The organism is Pseudaeromonas aegiceratis (assembly GCF_046254905.1).
Classification (GTDB): Bacteria; Pseudomonadota; Gammaproteobacteria; order Enterobacterales; family Aeromonadaceae; genus Pseudaeromonas; species Pseudaeromonas aegiceratis.
This window is the reverse complement of sequence record NZ_CP158016.1, coordinates 2,047,382-2,064,180: the sequence shown is the minus strand read 5'-3', so window position 1 is coordinate 2,064,180 and position 16,799 is coordinate 2,047,382. Positions and strand designations below refer to the sequence as shown.

10 protein-coding genes, 3 pseudogenes and 1 CRISPR repeat array are annotated in these 16,799 nt (G+C 54.0%); of the genes and pseudogenes, 8 read left to right on the top strand and 5 right to left on the bottom strand.

Annotated features, from left to right (window positions below; all coding sequences use genetic code 11):
- The first annotated feature begins 62 nt into the window (after nucleotides 1–62).
- A complete protein-coding gene (istA, locus tag ABHF91_RS09750) occupies nucleotides 63–914 on the top strand; it encodes an IS21 family transposase (RefSeq protein WP_409420105.1) in 852 nt (283 codons plus the stop codon).
- On the opposite strand, the gene ABHF91_RS09745 is transcribed toward istA (ABHF91_RS09750), so the two are convergent.
- A protein-coding gene (locus ABHF91_RS09745; protein ID WP_409420050.1) for an IS3 family transposase occupies nucleotides 845–2,007 on the bottom strand; the annotation gives its coding sequence in 2 pieces (ribosomal slippage) (nucleotides 845–1,752 and nucleotides 1,752–2,007; 1,164 coding nt in all). The two genes, istA (ABHF91_RS09750) and ABHF91_RS09745, sit on opposite strands and share 70 nt — an antisense overlap.
- Before the next feature lie 158 nt (nucleotides 2,008–2,165).
- On the opposite strand from ABHF91_RS09745, the pseudogene ABHF91_RS09740 reads away from it, so the two are divergent.
- The 3 genes and pseudogenes from ABHF91_RS09740 to istB (ABHF91_RS09730) form a co-directional block, all read left to right on the top strand.
- Nucleotides 2,166–2,363: pseudogene (locus tag ABHF91_RS09740) on the top strand (Mu transposase domain-containing protein); the annotation flags it as partial.
- A 197-nt stretch (nucleotides 2,364–2,560) separates the two neighbouring features.
- The gene (locus ABHF91_RS09735) at nucleotides 2,561–2,803 is read left to right on the top strand and encodes a hypothetical protein (RefSeq protein ID WP_409423150.1); all 243 of its coding nucleotides are present in this window, start codon (nucleotides 2,561–2,563) and stop codon (nucleotides 2,801–2,803) included.
- Nucleotides 2,790–3,531: pseudogene (gene istB, locus ABHF91_RS09730) on the top strand (IS21-like element helper ATPase IstB). Before ABHF91_RS09735 ends, istB (ABHF91_RS09730) begins: the two are co-directional and overlap by 14 nt.
- A gap of 389 nt (nucleotides 3,532–3,920) precedes the next feature.
- On the opposite strand, the gene ABHF91_RS09725 reads toward istB (ABHF91_RS09730), so the two are convergent.
- Nucleotides 3,921–6,914 carry a hypothetical protein gene (locus tag ABHF91_RS09725; protein WP_409420104.1) on the bottom strand — a complete coding sequence of 998 codons (2,994 nt, stop codon included), beginning with the start codon at nucleotides 6,912–6,914 and terminating at the stop codon, nucleotides 3,921–3,923.
- Entirely contained in the window at nucleotides 6,911–7,816 is a 906-nt protein-coding gene (locus ABHF91_RS09720; protein WP_409420103.1) for a WYL domain-containing protein, read from the bottom strand. Before ABHF91_RS09720 ends, ABHF91_RS09725 begins: the two co-directional genes overlap by 4 nt.
- A 152-nt stretch (nucleotides 7,817–7,968) precedes the next feature.
- Here ABHF91_RS09720 and ABHF91_RS09715 point away from each other — a divergent pair, with 152 nt between their 5' ends.
- From ABHF91_RS09715 to cas6f, 4 genes are read left to right on the top strand one after another with little or no spacing between them, the layout of a single operon-like run.
- Entirely contained in the window at nucleotides 7,969–9,543 is a 1,575-nt protein-coding gene (locus ABHF91_RS09715; RefSeq protein WP_409420102.1) for a hypothetical protein, read from the top strand.
- Nucleotides 9,544–9,547: 4 nt separating this feature from the next.
- Nucleotides 9,548–10,540, top strand: coding sequence for a hypothetical protein (locus ABHF91_RS09710; protein WP_409420101.1), 993 nt, complete (start codon nucleotides 9,548–9,550; stop codon nucleotides 10,538–10,540).
- 8 nt (nucleotides 10,541–10,548) lie between these two features.
- Nucleotides 10,549–11,679 carry a type I-F CRISPR-associated protein Csy3 gene (gene csy3 / locus ABHF91_RS09705; RefSeq protein ID WP_409420100.1) on the top strand — a complete coding sequence of 377 codons (1,131 nt, stop codon included), beginning with the start codon at nucleotides 10,549–10,551 and terminating at the stop codon, nucleotides 11,677–11,679.
- A gap of 2 nt (nucleotides 11,680–11,681) precedes the next feature.
- A complete protein-coding gene (gene cas6f / locus ABHF91_RS09700; protein WP_409420099.1) occupies nucleotides 11,682–12,233 on the top strand; it encodes a type I-F CRISPR-associated endoribonuclease Cas6/Csy4 in 552 nt (183 codons plus the stop codon).
- A 129-nt stretch (nucleotides 12,234–12,362) separates the two neighbouring features.
- Nucleotides 12,363–14,489: a CRISPR direct-repeat array (repeat unit 28 nt; unit sequence GTGGACTGCCGAACAGGCAGCTTAGAAA).
- An 83-nt stretch (nucleotides 14,490–14,572) separates the two neighbouring features.
- Here the strand turns inward: cas6f and istB (ABHF91_RS09695) are convergent.
- Nucleotides 14,573–15,314 (bottom strand): annotated as a pseudogene (gene istB / locus ABHF91_RS09695) (IS21-like element helper ATPase IstB).
- A gap of 57 nt (nucleotides 15,315–15,371) precedes the next feature.
- Entirely contained in the window at nucleotides 15,372–16,799 is a 1,428-nt protein-coding gene (istA, locus tag ABHF91_RS09690) for an IS21 family transposase (RefSeq protein WP_409420098.1), read from the bottom strand.

The window sequence follows — 16,799 nt, the reverse complement described above, 5'->3', positions numbered from 1 at the left end:
TGACCACCCCGGAGTGTGTGCAACCATCCGGTTTTTGGACCGGAGAACCTGGGGTGTTAATCATGGAAACCGTGCTGAAAATACGGCGCATGCATCAGGTGGACGGCCAGTCCATCAATGCCATCGTCAAAGTTACAGGCCTCTCCCGCAATACCGTTCGCAAGTACCTTCGCCAACCTCCGTCCGAGCCGCCTAAGTACCGGCGGCAGCAACCTGCCAAGCCTAAGCTGGGCGAATTCGAGCCGACACTGGCCCAGTGGCTGGATCTCGATGCCCAGCGACCCAAGCGGCAACGCCGCTGCGCCAAGCAGCTCTTCGAAGACCTGCAGCGATTGGGCTACCAGGGCGCCTACGACAGCGTGCAGCGCTTCGTCCGTGACCACAAAAAGCAGCCCGTCAAGACGGCGGCCTTTGTTCCCCTGACGTTCGCAGCCGGCGAGGCCTATCAGTTTGACTGGAGCGAGGAGGAGGTGGAGATTGGCGGCGTGGTGCAACGGGTGAAGGCGGCCCACTTTCGTCTCATCCACAGCCGCCAGCCCTTCGTCATGGTGTTTCCCCGCGAGACCCAGGAGATGGTGTTTGCTGCCCACGATGCGGCGTTTCACTACTGGGGTGGTGTGCCACGTCAGGGTATTTATGACAACCTCAAGACCTGCGTCGACCAGGTGCTCGACGGCAAGGAGCGCCGTTTCAATCCCCGCTTCCTGGCCTTGATGAGCCACTATGTCATCGAGCCGGTGGCCTGCACGCCGGCATCGGGCTGGGAGAAAGGCCAAGTCGAGAAGCAGGTCCAGGACGTGCGTCGGCGCTGCTTCACCCCCAGACGCAAGGTCGACTGTAGTGGTCAACTAAATCCGGACACTCTGTTAAGCCGATTTTCGGCTTCTGCTGGCGGGAGCCCATCGTTATGTTGATGGGGTCGCCGCCAGTTGTAGTAGTCCATCAGGTAGTAGCTGATGTCCCGTTTTGCTTCCTGGAGTTTCTGGTATCCCGTCTCAGGGATCCATTCTGTCTTTAAACTTCTGAATACCCGCTCCATGGGGGCGTTATCCCAGCAGTTGCCTCGTCGGCTCATGCTCTGGGTTATCCGATAACGCCACAGCCGTTGCCGAAATTTCCGACTGGCATACTGGCTACCCTGATCGCTGTGAAACAGCACTCCCGGCGGACAGCCTCGTTGCTGATAAGCCATATCCAGGGCTTTCACGGCCAAGTCGGCATCCGGCTTATCGGACAGCGCCCAACCAATCACCCGCCGAGTACAGAGATCGAGTACCACCGCCAAGTAATACCAGCGGCCACCGGCCCAGACGTAGGTGATATCACCGCACCAGGCGCGGTTTGGTTGCGCAACAGCAAACTCACGTGCCAATAAATTCGGGATGTCCGGTCGTTCACACTGCGCCGCTTTATAGGCATGAGAGCCGGGCTGCTTCGATACCAAACCCGCTTCCTTCATCAGGCTACGCACCTTGAATCGACCAATTTGGTGTCCCAACTCACGCAGCCTCAACATCAGGGTTCGGCTACCAGCAGAGCCCCGACTTTCCTTGAACAAGCGCCGCACTTCACTTCTGTGCTGCAGCCGTTCACGATTTACATGGCCCTTACGCGCCAAATACTCATAAAAAGATGAGCTTGCGATATCAAACACAGAACAGACCAGTTCGGTAGACTCATGCTCTCTTAATCGCTCGATCAGCGCGTACGTTCGAGATCGTCCGCCATCAAGAGAGCTGTAGCCTTTTTTAGGATCGCTTTTTCGCGTTCAAGTCGGTTGATCCGCGCCTCCAGCTCCTGGATTTTTTGCTGCTCTGGCGTCAGCGCCTTGCTGGCCGGTGTGGAACCATTCCGTTCGGATTGCAGCTGTTGAACCCATCGACGGAGTGCGGTTTCACCGACACCGAGTGAGCGGGAAGCATCGGGCACGGAATAGCCATGTTCGAGCACCAAGCTCGCCGCTTCGAGTTTGAACTCAGCAGTAAATGAACGACGTTGTCTTGTCATTGAACACCTCGGGTTACGGTGGCGACTTTACCACCTAAAATGGTGTCCGGGATGATTAGACCACTACAGACAGCCTAACCGAACTCAACCGCCGCCTCATCCAGGAGCTGGAGCAGGCGGCACAGACACGCCCGCATCCGGACGACCCGTCCCACACGGTGTGGCAGCGCTTCGAGCTGGAGCGGACCGCCCTGCGCCCCCTGGCATCCCGCTTCAATGGCTATGTGGAGCGGGAGCTGCGCGTCGACAGTACCTGTCTCATCCACTTCGACCGCAACACCTACAGTGTCGACAGCCGTTACGCACATCGGCACGTTACCGCCAGGGTCTTCGCCGACCGGCTCCAGGTGTACGCCCAGAGCGAGCTCATCGCCGACCATCCCCGTCAGTTTGGTCGGGACAAGACCCAGTATGACCCCTGGCACTACCTCGACCTGCTCGAGCACAAGCCCGGCGCTCTGCGCCACGGTGCCCCCTTCAAGGAGTGGACGCTGCCGCCAGCATTGAGCCGCTTGCAGCAGCAACTGATGGCCCGCAAGGGCGGTGCCGGGACATGGTCAAGCTGCTGTTGGCCGCCCGGCAGGACGGACTCGACCTGTTGGAGCAGGCCTGCCGGCAGGTACTCCAACTGGGCGGCAGCTCGGCCGAGCTGGTGCTCAACCAGCTGCAGCGGCTACGCCGCCCCGTCGAGGCGCCGGTGGTCCATGCCCAGGTGCTGCCACTGACTCGCCCACCAGAGGCCAACTGCCAGCGCTATGACCGCCTGTTGCCGGGAGGTCAGCATGTCAGCCGATGAGATCTACCAACGCCTGCAGGGGCTGAAACTGTTCGGCATGGCCGCCCTATGCGGACGAACTGCTGGGACATCGGGAGCGGCCCCTGCCACCACCGGAGCAGTGGCTCAGACGGATGATCGAAGCCGAAGAGTCCGAGCGTCAATGCCGCTCGATCCGCTACCAGATGGGCATTGCCAAATTCCCGCTGGCCCGGGATCTGGACAGCTTCGACGCGCGCGACACACCGGTGAGCCCCGAGCAGTTGTCTGCGCTGGATCGGGATGACTTCCTGGCACAGAAGCGTAACCTGTTGCTGATCGGCGGGACCGGCACGGGGAAAACTCACCTAGCCATCGCCTTGGGGCGCAACGCCGTGCGTCGGGGCAAGCGGGTGCGCTTCTACGGCGTGGTGGATCTGGTCAACCAGTTGGAGCAGGAGAAGGCGGCCGGCAAAGTCGGACAACTGGCCAACCGACTGGTCAATGTCGATGCCGTGATCCTGGACGAACTAGGCTATCTGCCGTTTGCCGAAAGCGGTGGCGCCCTGCTGTTTCATCTCATCAGCAAGCTGTATGAGCGTACCAGCCTGATCCTGACCACCAACCTGACCTTCAGCGAATGGGGCAAGGTGTTTACGGACGAGAAGATGACCACGGCGATGCTGGATCGGATCACCCATCATTGCGAGATCATCGAGACCGGAAACGACTCCTACCGCTTCAAACAGAGGATGAAATCAGCCAGTTAACCCGGGTCAATTTTGGACGCTGATCCCTGGTCATTTTTCGATGCTGATTGACACTTCACCATAATGGCCAAACACAATGGATAGACCGCCAACAGAAGTGGGGCGTCATATCTAAGGGCGAGATCGGTGACAGGTACAACGATCCTCGTTATTGGTGGCTTATCAACGCCAGTATTTGCAAGCCCCCTAGTGGGTACGTTCGTTCGCCGTGGCGAACGGATTCAACAAATAGGGAGCATCGGTGGTTGCGCAGCCCATTTTGACCAGCATGCCCGCCTCTGGCGGAAGAATACGATGCAAAGCAAGAGAGTAGGGCGACCAGAAGAGCTGCCAAGTTGTTGTCCTTGGACCGGTAGGGTTGTATCACCTTGTCATGGCCGCGATTCAATCTATGATTTTACACCTGCCCAAGTGATCTGAATGTCTTCGGTAGTCTTATCCTTCCCTGTGCCGAACTGACTTGTCTCCTTCAGCGCCGCATCGATCCTCTCAGGGGCATCGTGATAAGTTACCTCAAGGATTGCTCTCATTTTTTTTGTGGCATCAAGTAACGAGGGCGAAAGCCAGCACATATCATCACATTCATATTCATGTTTGTTGCAACTCTTATCAGTCCAATGCCTATTGTTGTTAGGTTCAAAAAGCTCCAGCTTATAGCCATTACTGTGTTCGTTAACTAAGGCTCTCCAAGTGGCATTCTGATTACTATCGCGCAAAGGATAGCGCAGATAGAGCCAGTCACAAGCCCAGTATTTATTGTCAGAAGAAAAGTGAGCTACAACTTTTCCCAGTGTGGATTCAATTCCTTTATCATCCTCATCCGCAAAGCGACAGCGATGATTTTCAGAAAATATAAGGCTTGCATCAATTGGGAAACCTTTGTCGAGCGGGCGCATTTTTTTGCTATCGATTTTTGTGCTCGTCAGCAAGTAGGTCATGCTTGGCTTGAGGTGCGTTTGAATTTTTCCGGTTGCTTCATCTGTGAACTGAAACCCAGGCATTGTAAAGCTCGGTTTTTCTCCGCGTGCCGCTTTAATATTTTTGTTGAGGATAAAGATGTTTGGGTTGGTCACATCAACCAGTCGGTGCCGGTTAATACGACCAGCAAGCTGAATGATGGAGTGGAGACTGCTGGGTTCTATGATCCCCCAGTCAAAATCATGATCTCTCCCTATCTCTTCAACAGGTGAGGCAAACACCACAAAGGCGATATCTTCGATCTGATCATCAAGTTGATCAATGATGCCTTTTATGGCCTCATGCGCCCCAGGGGCCGTTTCCCCCTGAACGCCATGTCTCTTTAGTAATGAATCAAGTGCCTGCTCCTTAATGTATCGACGCATCATCACTTCCCGACCGTGGTATGCACACACTCTGATTTGAATCCCGGAGTGTTTTTGCAATGCTGACTTCATGAGTTCAACATGTTTGATCAACGGATCAACGTTTGCCATTCTCACCACACCAATGGAAACCTTGATACCATTTCCATTGGATTTTTTCATCTCCCAGCAGTGATTTACATGAGCCGTCTCTATGACCGTTAGTAAGGTCTTGGTAAGCGATGTTGGTTCATAATCCACGATCTGACCAAGACGAAGTTTTTGTTTTTTTTCAGCGTAAATGTTGTTCATGGTGTCACGGTACTGCTCGCCAAATCGATCAAACCAGTTCGGGCTGTCCCCTGTTTCATCAAGAGAAACCACCTTCCCGCAATCAGAGATAAGAATGGTGTGGCAGATGACAGTATGTGATCCAGATTCCTTATTGATCTGAGTGCCACTTCGCCAGGCCAAATGAATGTATTGAGCGATCAGTGGTGATAACGTGGCCGACGATACCACCACATTACGGCCAAACATGGCAGCCAGTTGCACAAGTCGTAATATAGCGACCAGCGAATGAGGGTCATAGGAATCCACCTCATCGATAATGAGATCGCTATGCGCGAGTCGGAATAACGCATGAGCGTGATCGGCTTGCCTATTGGGTTCTCCTGCTGCGACCAGGAAATCCATGGTAGCCACCAATACCGGTGCGGCAATCAAGATTTGCGGAGTATTTTTATGCTGCGGGCTCAAGTTTTTAAGCCACTTGGGAAGATCGCCTAAGAAGTCAGGACTGTCGCAACCAACACTGCTGTAGTAATGCTCTAGCACAGCGTCGGCGTCACAAGGATCAGATTGCTTTTCATTGAAATACAAATCGCGAGTTAATGCATCACCAATGAGGCAGGCACATTGATCCATCTTCAGGTTCAACTCATTCCGATAGGAGTCTGCTGTCTGTAAGGTCAGGCTGCGCAGGTTAAGCCCAGTAGTGATCCGTAGCGGCTCGTTTTCATCCCGGCATGCAGCCAAAAACTTCATGTTCCCTCGCGTTTTCCCTGAGCCGGTTCCTGCTGTGTTGAAGATCAAGAATTGAGGTGCATATCCATCATTGCAACTTTTCTGTGCGATCTTTTTGAGTCCACTGCTCCCAGTATGCTGCCATTTAAAACGTTGTTTGCTAGGGTCAGCTTGCATCGCAAAGAAGTTATTGCGCACTGTGTTAGGCAATGCGGGCAAATCTGTAGCGGCGACAAGATGCGGAGCGATCTCGGCAGCTCGCTTTCCAACTTCCGTCAAATGCCATGACAGTGGTTGGTTTAGTTTGCCATGGCGCGTATTGGCAAAGGGACCTGAACCTGCCTTGAACTCTTGGGCGGATATCTGATGATCGGCGAGGATTAGCGCTGCGCGAGCAACCAAGCCAGCCTTATGCCAGTATTCTGGACTATTGCTTGGTCCCTTCTCCAATTTTCGATAGTTGTCATTGGCCTCCTTCAGTAAATCACTCCAATCTTCGCCGGGGATGTTCTTATCTAGTAGCCCGTTGCAGTGGTGCCAATCCTCATTTACAAGCGGGACGCTGAGCATTTCAGGCCGGAGATGATTTTGAGTCGGTGAAGGCGAGATCATCCCTGCCACCTTGTGAGGATCCATCTTTTGAGTAGGGAGGTTCTTGTCGGCTGAAAATGGCCGGTGATGTGTTGCTACTATCATCAAAAGTGCACTGGCAGGGGAAGCAATATCATCAATTGGATGCCAGCGGTCCGATTCCAGACCATTGAGGGTCGCTCCGAATGCTTGTACCCCCGTCTCCCACGCCTGCCATGCTTGCACAAATGAGGTCCATGAAATCCCCTCTCCTAACTCCAGCATGTGCTTTATGATCCAGGCCGAAATCCACTCATGGCTGATGACATCCTTTATGTATTGCTGAGCCGTGAGCTTTGCCTGAAAGTGTCGCGTTAGCTTGCCGATGTCATGCAGCAGACCACCACATTGCGCCAGCAGGGTTACACTATCCTTGAATTCGATTGCGGTGAGTTCGTTAGTCATAAAAGTTCGATACTTAAAAAGAAGGGATACACGTAGTCACTCAAAGCGCTGTCTTTCAACGCATTCATGTCCGTAGCACAGTAGTCACGCCGGAACTCTTCGATACCTCGGGCTGGCAGGCTAACCACATAGCTGGCGCCCTCCCGTTTTAAGCCAAACTCCCTTGTGACCGCCTCAATTTGATCTGCTGTCATGTGTGGATTAAGTGTGACCTTGCATCTTGCATCCAGTCCCCAACGCAGTAGGGATCTCAGGTCGTTTTTGGCGCGCAGAGACTTGGCCGCATACCGAGCGTTAGCTCTGGCCTCAAAGATCCGAGCGAGCGCAAATGTCTTACCCACAGAGGAAATCTTTAAGGTTTTGTCCTCGATGTCATGCGCTATCACCCGCCATTGACGGCCAGCCAGCTCGAGGCCCACGGGGTAAATGGCGCGGGCTTTCCTGACTTCCTCCTTTTTCATGCCAACATAAGAAATATCAATGCCGCGTTCGTCCAAGATAGCCTGCATGATCACTTCAACCACGCCATCATCTGAGTTCCCTGTAAAAACATAACCGGGTGACAGTGACGTCTTTATCGGAATGTTGCCAACAAACCCGACATCTTCCGGGCGAGCACTCTGCCCGATCAGCTTAAGCAGTTCAGAACCTCTCGCCTCGGGCGGTGTGACTGCAAAAATCTTTGTCTTAAGGCCTGCACGACCCAAGTCATCAAAAAAAAGTGGCCAGTTCTCGGCGGCGCTCCGCAGGTCGGTGGCCGCACTAGAATGACCAACTCCAAACGCTTCCCTTACATCTTTTGCTTTGACACTACCATAGAGCGCGGCATGACGCAGGATGAATAGGCCTCTGCGTTCGGCCTGGGCGCGAATTTTTTCGTCTTTTTCTTGTTTAGTAGTCACAAAAAAACCCCATATAATGTCCGATACAGAAACCAAAACACCGAAATAAGAAATAATATCCGATTGAGCAATTTAAGCATGAAATTAAGATCTTGCGTACCTGTTAATCACCGGGCTATTTTGTGCTCAAGTCAATTTCAAAGGGGTAAGGCATGACGAAAGTGAGCCTCGAAAAGGTCCTGGCGGTCTGGCGTGAGCGTTGTCAGCTCACTGGTGATGAGCAACAAGCCATCATGGTCAAATGGCTTGGGGAACCGTCAATAGAGAACGACGCGTCAAGCGAGGATGAAGGTGCTGCGATCCTCGAGCACCCGCAATTCAAGCCGATGATGGTTGAGTTTCTGCTTATGGCTATTGGCAAACTTCATGCGGCATGGGCACAGACTGACTCTAAAGCGCAGTTAAAAAAAATGGACAAATCCCTGCGTGAGGCGGGTGACATGCGCGCCGACAGCTTCCTCGCTGCCTTGTCAGATCTCTACGTGGGAGCATTTGCCGAGTTGCTTTGGAGTCATCCTGCCTATCAGTTGAAATTTCGGACATTGTTCGATGACAAAAAGGACGTTCTCGACAGCCTCAAAACTGCACAGCCTTGGGAAGTGGATGCGGTGGTGAGCGAGGTATGTGGAAACCAGGATGAGGCCTCAATAGACAGCGTTAAGCATCGAGTTGCCGCCGCGCTGAACAACCTGGGACACTTTACCGCCAAGCCGACTCACACGGCTGCTGCCGTTGTCGGCGTTATCCTCCCATCAGAGCATGCGGCAGTTGGCCCCTATTTGACATCCGGGCAGCTGATGGTATGTGGCGACGATTTGCCACTTGATCAGATTGCTAACGTCGGTGCGCTGGTCGGCCCCGTATTGAAAATATTGAATGAGGGTAGCGATTGCGGAGAGCCGGAGACGGCGCAGGCTATTCGCGCTGCGACAGATGAACTCTTGCGCGAAGGCGTTGCGCCAAAAGAATACAGCATCGATCCGAGACTGAAGCAGTTGCTGCTTCCTGTCGGGGGCGGTGAAAGTGATTATTTGTCAGTGACGCCGTTAACCTCTATGGGGTTGTCAGCTCGCATTCACGCCCGTGTTGACCTTAAAAAGTCTTTTGCTAAAGACATGCGTTACGGCTATTCAGCTACGGCCATCGGTAATTTTACCGCAATTCGAAAAACTCAAAGTGCGATTGCACAAGACAAGGTTATTGGAGATATCCCAAACAAAGCTCTAATGTTTGATCTCCCGTCTGTTAACGTTGAATTTGTTACGTTAAAGCGAGCGCAGATGAAGCCTTTTTCTCCTTTCATAACTCGGCAATCCCTGCTGGCACTTTACGAAGCGAGGGTTAGCAATAATGCTTCGGCTGAGGAAAAAGAACTGACGCGGATTATTCTAGGCATTCTTAATCAACTGGGCCAAATGAAAAAGGAATGTGTGGCAGCATTGAGGAAATCTAAATCCGGCGCAGAATCACTTCCTCAGCTTGAGGCCGACAAGACCGTCATACGAGAGTTCCTGTTGTGTGATGATTCTAGCGATGAAAGTGATATTAACTTTTTCAAACTTCCTGAGGCTATTGCCGAGAGTTGTTATAGCGCGCTAGATGCGGCTCGATTCCACGCAGAGAAAAAAAATGATGTATCTCTTGGTCTGTCAGTTAAAGACAAGAACCAATTTATGCGCTGGGTTCCTGAGCTGATTAGCGATCGCCTGACACTTATCTGGGGTTGAGATTATGTATGCATTGATTTCAGTAGTGCGGGTTGAGCACTTTAATGCGCAACAAACAAAGGACATTGTGGCTCCATTGCCACTGCATGCGGCAATTATGCTGGGGCATGCAATAGGTGCCAAGCTCTCGGCGCCAGTGAGTCACGTTGGGTTGGTTTTGCATCAGGCCGCAGTGGAATGTGAACATTTCAATGCTGACGGCAAAATAAGCACCTCCTTTTCCAGTAAGCGCGGCGCCTGTGCGTTCATGGTTGACTCAGGACGGTCAGACCACGGCGGTGGGTATGCTAGTAGTGCGACTGGCCCATCAGGCATGGCATACCAAGCCAATGTAAATGCATCAGGTGCGTTCTCCATAATTCTCTACTTTGACGAGAAGTACGCCACAAAAGAGAGCATTGAAACTGTATTGGCAAATGCGCGGTTGGCAGGTGGAAACATTACAGGCTGGTCGGCAGTGGAAACTTTTGAGAGCTGGGATGATTTGCTGTCCCGTCTTCGGCCTGGTTTTTTTGTGCTTGATGCGAGCCATCAAGTGCAATCAAGCCTGGAGGAAGGGCTACACATTGTAGATGCCTTGTTTAATCGCCGGGATAGTGGTTATTTCTGCCCTGTTGCTGTTGGCTATTCCTTGCTAACCGACAAGAGCAATACGTGTCGCGGTATTCGGGTCCCCCAGCCGCAGGGCAAATCAGGCATAACTGTTGTTGGGCATGCGTTTGCGGAAGCGGTTGTTGGGCTAATTCAGTTGCGACACCTGAGTTCGTTTAGAGTAAAGAATAATCCACCTGAAAATGAGAGCGAACTTGGCCAGGAAGCAACCTTGGAGCCCGGTGATGAATATATCGATGACGATGAGTATGAATATGAGTCATTCGATGAGGTTGAAGATGAAGAGTTCGATGATGATGCAAAATTGGTAATTGACCCGAATGATGTCCTGTGGACCTATGGTTGGTCACAAGACAAAACAACATTTTTAATTCAGCAGAAGTGAGGTGTAACATGGCGGCGAAAAAATCAGCGAAGTCTAGTGGGGCAGAAATGGCAGCAGTATTGTCAGTCACTCGCCGGATGACCATGTCCGATGGTGTAATGAGCAGTAAATTGGAAAACGGCAAATTGCAGCCGATCCAGGTTATTCGCCATGGCATTCGTGGTACTCAAAACGTAGCCAAGCAGAAGGATGAGGTAGCGCAAATTCAGGTCACTGAATCGGCAAAAACCGCACCGGATGCCATTGGGCTCCATGTGAAATTTCAAATCATGATCAGTCCGCTTATTCAGGCAGTATCCGCATGCGATACCCAGGAGATTGCGAAACAGATCAATGCCTTCATTGAAGCAGGTAAGAATAGTCGAGAATTGACGGAAATCTGCCGCCGTTATGCTCGCCGCATTTTCAGTGGAACTTTCCTGTGGCGGAATTTGACGCTCGCACAAGATCTGACCATCGAAGTACGCAGTGGCAGTTTTGAAGCTAAAGTCAGCGGCAATGAGCCTTTCGAGCTGTTTGAAAAAGGGTTCAGTGACTACACCGAAAACGAAATCAAATTGGCTGAGGTGATAAAAGGCCAGCTGGTGCAAGGACGACAACCGGGAAGCAAAATCACTGTTGAGGCAACTGTTGGCTTCGGTCAGCCAGGAGCTTTCGAGGTTTATCCATCTCAGGTTTATGTTAGCGGCAAGCCCAAAGGATTTGCGCGTCCTCTGTACAAGCTGGAGCCGATTGGCCTCAAGGAATTGCACAGCATCACTAATAACAAGGATGTTCTGACCTTTAGCGACATGATCCCTATGGGGATCGCCGCCCTTCGAGATCAAAAGATCGGTAATGCCATTCGCACCATTGATATCGAATATGCCGAAGGCGAAAACATCAAGCCGATCGCTGTAGAACCCAACGGTGCCAATCTGGAAGACAACGTCTACTATCGCGACTTTAAAACCGGCAAAAGCGCATTCGATCTCCTGCGCCTATCTACCCTTTCAGGGCTGACCAATAAGCTGGCCGAGCCGCATGATGACCTGATCCCTGAAGCTTTGTTTTTGCTTGCGGTGCTCATCCGTGGCGGCGTGTTTGGCGAAAAGGATGAGTCTAAAAGTGATGCCAAATCAGCCAAAGAAGCGGACTAACTATGGACCACTACGTTGATGTAACAATCAGATCGGATGCCGACGTTGGCGTGAACCAGATGATGGGCACCTTGTTTTACAAGCTACATGTGTGGCTGTCAGAAAATATGCCCAATCGGGTTGGTTTGTGCTTCCCAAAAATGGCGCTGACGCCTGGAGACTGCTTACGTCTGCACGGAACTGAAACTGATCTGAAGGCGGTGATTGGCGGCAATTGGCGGTACAGTCTGCTGATGTTTATACAGATGCAGCCGGTACGGCCCATCCCGGCAAACGTTCAATTCTGCACCGTCCAGCGAGTACAGCGCAAAAGTGTGCATAATCGTCGTTTGCGCTCAATCCGCAAGGGTTGGCTTAATGAGACGGAAGTGGTTTCACGTATCCCGGGAGATCATGACCGTCGGTTGGATCTCCCGTTCATTGTGGTGCGCAGCCATAGTTCGCAACAGGTCATCAAGATCTTCATCCGCCAACAAGTGCGATTTGAGCCGGTTGAGGGTGGGTTTACCAGTTATGGGCTTAGCAAGGATGGGAGTACGGTGCCCTGGTTCTAACCCTTTATTTATGGCAATGACTTCAGTTGTGTAAATTCAATGAGTTAGCATCAGTGAAAAATAAAGGGTTTTTGGCTGATATTGCAGAAAACCCTTTTTGCATCAAGTATGTGACTGGCATCTGTAACAGTGGACTGCCGAACAGGCAGCTTAGAAACTGATGCTCAGTGCTACATCGCCAACATCAATGTGGACTGCCGAACAGGCAGCTTAGAAAAGAGTGAACCCGGCCACGCGACCACAAACGTAGTGGACTGCCGAACAGGCAGCTTAGAAAACGCGTCGGCCTGCTGGTCGTAATCGGCGCCGGTGGACTGCCGAACAGGCAGCTTAGAAAACACCCCCCTCGTCAGCCGCAGCGGCTTGAAAGTGGACTGCCGAACAGGCAGCTTAGAAAAATCAACTCCAACGGCATTGGTGCTGCAGGGCGTGGACTGCCGAACAGGCAGCTTAGAAAATGCTGATGTGCGCCACCGCTGATGCGGTCACGTGGACTGCCGAACAGGCAGCTTAGAAAATCGGTGCCTTTCACGCAAGAAAATTCCACATGTGGACTGCCGAACAGGCAGCTTAGAAAACCATCGACCGCGCCGTGCTGCTGGGCGCCCAGTGGACTGCCGAACTGGCAGCTTAGAAAGCCCCTTGGTCACCATGATGGACTCAGGCACAGTGGACTGCCGAACAGGCAGCTTAGAAAGACTCCACCACCAGGGCAATCAGGGAGACCTTGTGGACTGCCGAACAGGCAGCTTAGAAAAGCTATATTGGCCGGTCACATCACAAACCCCCGTGGACTGCCGAACAGGCAGCTTAGAAAAGTGACACAACGTTAGCATCTGCATAACGCCCGTGGACTGCCGAACAGGCAGCTTAGAAAAAGACCGGTAAGGGCTCGGTACCGCTCCAGGGGTGGACTGCCGAACAGGCAGCTTAGAAAACAGATCTGTTGGCTGTGCGTTATTGCGTAGGGTGGACTGCCGAACAGGCAGCTTAGAAACTGGGGCCGGGGGTAAAGGGGGCTTGCCCCCTGTGGACAGCCGAACAGGCAGCTTAGAAAGTCGCGCCGCCTATGCCACTGATGTTGATCCAGTGGACTGCCGAACAGGCAGCTTAGAAAGCTGAGCAAAGGCAGACGAGAAAGCATCAAAAGTGGACTGCCGAACAGGCAGCTTAGAAAAAGTGAACGTGCCGGCGGGGTGGGAACACTATGTGGACTGCCGAACAGGCAGCTTAGAAAAAAATCGTCCTCGTCGACCACATCCTCCGCAGGTGGACTGCCGAACAGGCAGCTTAGAAATCTCCAGTCGCACCAGCAATCTCAGCACACCAGTGGACTGCCGAACAGGCAGCTTAGAAACGGACCGACCCCCCTCCAGGGTTTGCAGGGTGTGGACTGCCGAACAGGCAGCTTAGAAAGATGAAGCCGCCTTTGATGGTGTGAATATGGCGTGGACTGCCGAACAGGCAGCTTAGAAATTCGCGTGAGCACTCTTGTTGACCTGAATGACGTGGACTGCCGAACAGGCAGCTTAGAAAGAGCCCTGCACGTCAGCTGGGCCGGGATCATGGTGGACTGCCGAACAGGCAGCTTAGAAAAACCAGAGATACCCGCCTCCCGGCCCGGCCATGTGGACTGCCGAACAGGCAGCTTAGAAAGCATCGCCCAGTGCCTGGGTCAGCTTGGTTTTGTGGACTGCCGAACAGGCAGCTTAGAAAAGGCAGCGAAAACCCTGCCCCACCTTGTCCACGTGGACTGCCGAACAGGCAGCTTAGAAAAACAACTATCCCAAGCGCGGTATTAATGCCCCGTGGACTGCCGAACAGGCAGCTTAGAAAGCAGTAACGTCCGGGCCGTGATGGCTGCCGATGTGGACTGCCGAACAGGCAGCTTAGAAAGACACCCAGCGCCAGCTGGCGGTCACCGCCCTGTGGACTGCCGAACAGGCAGCTTAGAAATTGCGGAGATGTTGGAGTTGTTCGCTTTCTTCGTGGACTGCCGAACAGGCAGCTTAGAAAGAAGGGTCCACAATCATACGGTGTTGCTGTAGGTGGACTGCCGAACAGGCAGCTTAGAAATAATGATGCATAGGATGATTTGCACAAGTAATGTGGACTGCCGAACAGGCAGCTTAGAAAATCCCGGCCAGCCAGCAAGCCCTGATTGCCGAGTGGACTGCCGAACAGGCAGCTTAGAAAGCAACACTCACGAGTAATGCTGTAATCGTGGAGTGGACTGCCGAACAGGCAGCTTAGAAATCTGCTCGGATATTGCCATAACGGAAAGGGTGTCAATCAGCATCGAAAAATGACCAGGGATCAGCGTCCAAAATTGACCCGGGTTAACTGGCTGATTTCATCCTCTGTTTGAAGCGGTAGGAGTCGTTTCCGGTCTCGATGATCTCGCAATGATGGGTGATCCGATCCAGCATCGCCGTGGTCATCTTCTCGTCCGTAAACACCTTGCCCCATTCGCTGAAGGTCAGGTTGGTGGTCAGGATCAGGCTGGTACGCTCATACAGCTTGCTGATGAGATGAAACAGCAGGGCGCCACCGCTTTCGGCAAACGGCAGATAGCCTAGTTCGTCCAGGATCACGGCATCGACATTGACCAGTCGGTTGGCCAGTTGTCCGACTTTGCCGGCCGCCTTCTCCTGCTCCAACTGGTTGACCAGATCCACCACGCCGTAGAAGCGCACCCGCTTGCCCCGACGCACGGCGTTGCGCCCCAAGGCGATGGCTAGGTGAGTTTTCCCCGTGCCGGTCCCGCCGATCAGCAACAGGTTACGCTTCTGTGCCAGGAAGTCATCCCGATCCAGCGCAGACAACTGCTCGGGGCTCACCGGTGTGTCGCGCGCGTCGAAGCTGTCCAGATCCCGGGCCAGCGGGAATTTGGCAATGCCCATCTGGTAGCGGATCGAGCGGCATTGACGCTCGGACTCTTCGGCTTCGATCATCCGTCTGAGCCACTGCTCCGGTGGTGGCAGGGGCCGCTCCCGATGTCCCAGCAGTTCGTCCGCATAGGGCGGCCATGCCGAACAGTTTCAGCCCCTGCAGGCGTTGGTAGATCTCATCGGCTGACATGCTGACCTCCCGGCAACAGGCGGTCATAGCGCTGGCAGTTGGCCTCTGGTGGGCGAGTCAGTGGCAGCACCTGGGCATGGACCACCGGCGCCTCGACGGGGCGGCGTAGCCGCTGCAGCTGGTTGAGCACCAGCTCGGCCGAGCTGCCGCCCAGTTGGAGTACCTGCCGGCAGGCCTGCTCCAACAGGTCGAGTCCGTCCTGCCGGGCGGCCAACAGCAGCTTGACCATGTCCCGGCACCGCCCTTGCGGGCCATCAGTTGCTGCTGCAAGCGGCTCAATGCTGGCGGCAGCGTCCACTCCTTGAAGGGGGCACCGTGGCGCAGAGCGCCGGGCTTGTGCTCGAGCAGGTCGAGGTAGTGCCAGGGGTCATACTGGGTCTTGTCCCGACCAAACTGACGGGGATGGTCGGCGATGAGCTCGCTCTGGGCGTACACCTGGAGCCGGTCGGCGAAGACCCTGGCGGTAACGTGCCGATGTGCGTAACGGCTGTCGACACTGTAGGTGTTGCGGTCGAAGTGGATGAGACAGGTACTGTCGACGCGCAGCTCCCGCTCCACATAGCCATTGAAGCGGGATGCCAGGGGGCGCAGGGCGGTCCGCTCCAGCTCGAAGCGCTGCCACACCGTGTGGGACGGGTCGTCCGGATGCGGGCGTGTCTGTGCCGCCTGCTCCAGCTCCTGGATGAGGCGGCGGTTGAGTTCGGTTAGGCTGTCGACCTTGCGTCTGGGGGTGAAGCAGCGCCGACGCACGTCCTGGACCTGCTTCTCGACTTGGCCTTTCTCCCAGCCCGATGCCGGCGTGCAGGCCACCGGCTCGATGACATAGTGGCTCATCAAGGCCAGGAAGCGGGGATTGAAACGGCGCTCCTTGCCGTCGAGCACCTGGTCGACGCAGGTCTTGAGGTTGTCATAAATACCCTGACGTGGCACACCACCCCAGTAGTGAAACGCCGCATCGTGGGCAGCAAACACCATCTCCTGGGTCTCGCGGGGAAACACCATGACGAAGGGCTGGCGGCTGTGGATGAGACGAAAGTGGGCCGCCTTCACCCGTTGCACCACGCCGCCAATCTCCACCTCCTCCTCGCTCCAGTCAAACTGATAGGCCTCGCCGGCTGCGAACGTCAGGGGAACAAAGGCCGCCGTCTTGACGGGCTGCTTTTTGTGGTCACGGACGAAGCGCTGCACGCTGTCGTAGGCGCCCTGGTAGCCCAATCGCTGCAGGTCTTCGAAGAGCTGCTTGGCGCAGCGGCGTTGCCGCTTGGGTCGCTGGGCATCGAGATCCAGCCACTGGGCCAGTGTCGGCTCGAATTCGCCCAGCTTAGGCTTGGCAGGTTGCTGCCGCCGGTACTTAGGCGGCTCGGACGGAGGTTGGCGAAGGTACTTGCGAACGGTATTGCGGGAGAGGCCTGTAACTTTGACGATGGCATTGATGGACTGGCCGTCCACCTGATGCATGCGCCGTATTTTCAGCACGGTTTCCAT

Coding starts and splice junctions, on each gene's coding strand:
- istA (WP_409420105.1), top strand. CDS start 63: ATGGAAACCGTGCTGAAAATACGGCGCATGCATCAGGTGGACGGCCAG.
- ABHF91_RS09735 (WP_409423150.1), top strand. CDS start 2,561: ATGGTCAAGCTGCTGTTGGCCGCCCGGCAGGACGGACTCGACCTGTTG.
- ABHF91_RS09725 (WP_409420104.1), bottom strand. CDS start 6,914: ATGACTAACGAACTCACCGCAATCGAATTCAAGGATAGTGTAACCCTG.
- ABHF91_RS09715 (WP_409420102.1), top strand. CDS start 7,969: ATGACGAAAGTGAGCCTCGAAAAGGTCCTGGCGGTCTGGCGTGAGCGT.
- ABHF91_RS09710 (WP_409420101.1), top strand. CDS start 9,548: ATGTATGCATTGATTTCAGTAGTGCGGGTTGAGCACTTTAATGCGCAA.
- csy3 (WP_409420100.1), top strand. CDS start 10,549: ATGGCGGCGAAAAAATCAGCGAAGTCTAGTGGGGCAGAAATGGCAGCA.
- cas6f (WP_409420099.1), top strand. CDS start 11,682: ATGGACCACTACGTTGATGTAACAATCAGATCGGATGCCGACGTTGGC.
- istA (WP_409420098.1), bottom strand. CDS start 16,799: ATGGAAACCGTGCTGAAAATACGGCGCATGCATCAGGTGGACGGCCAG.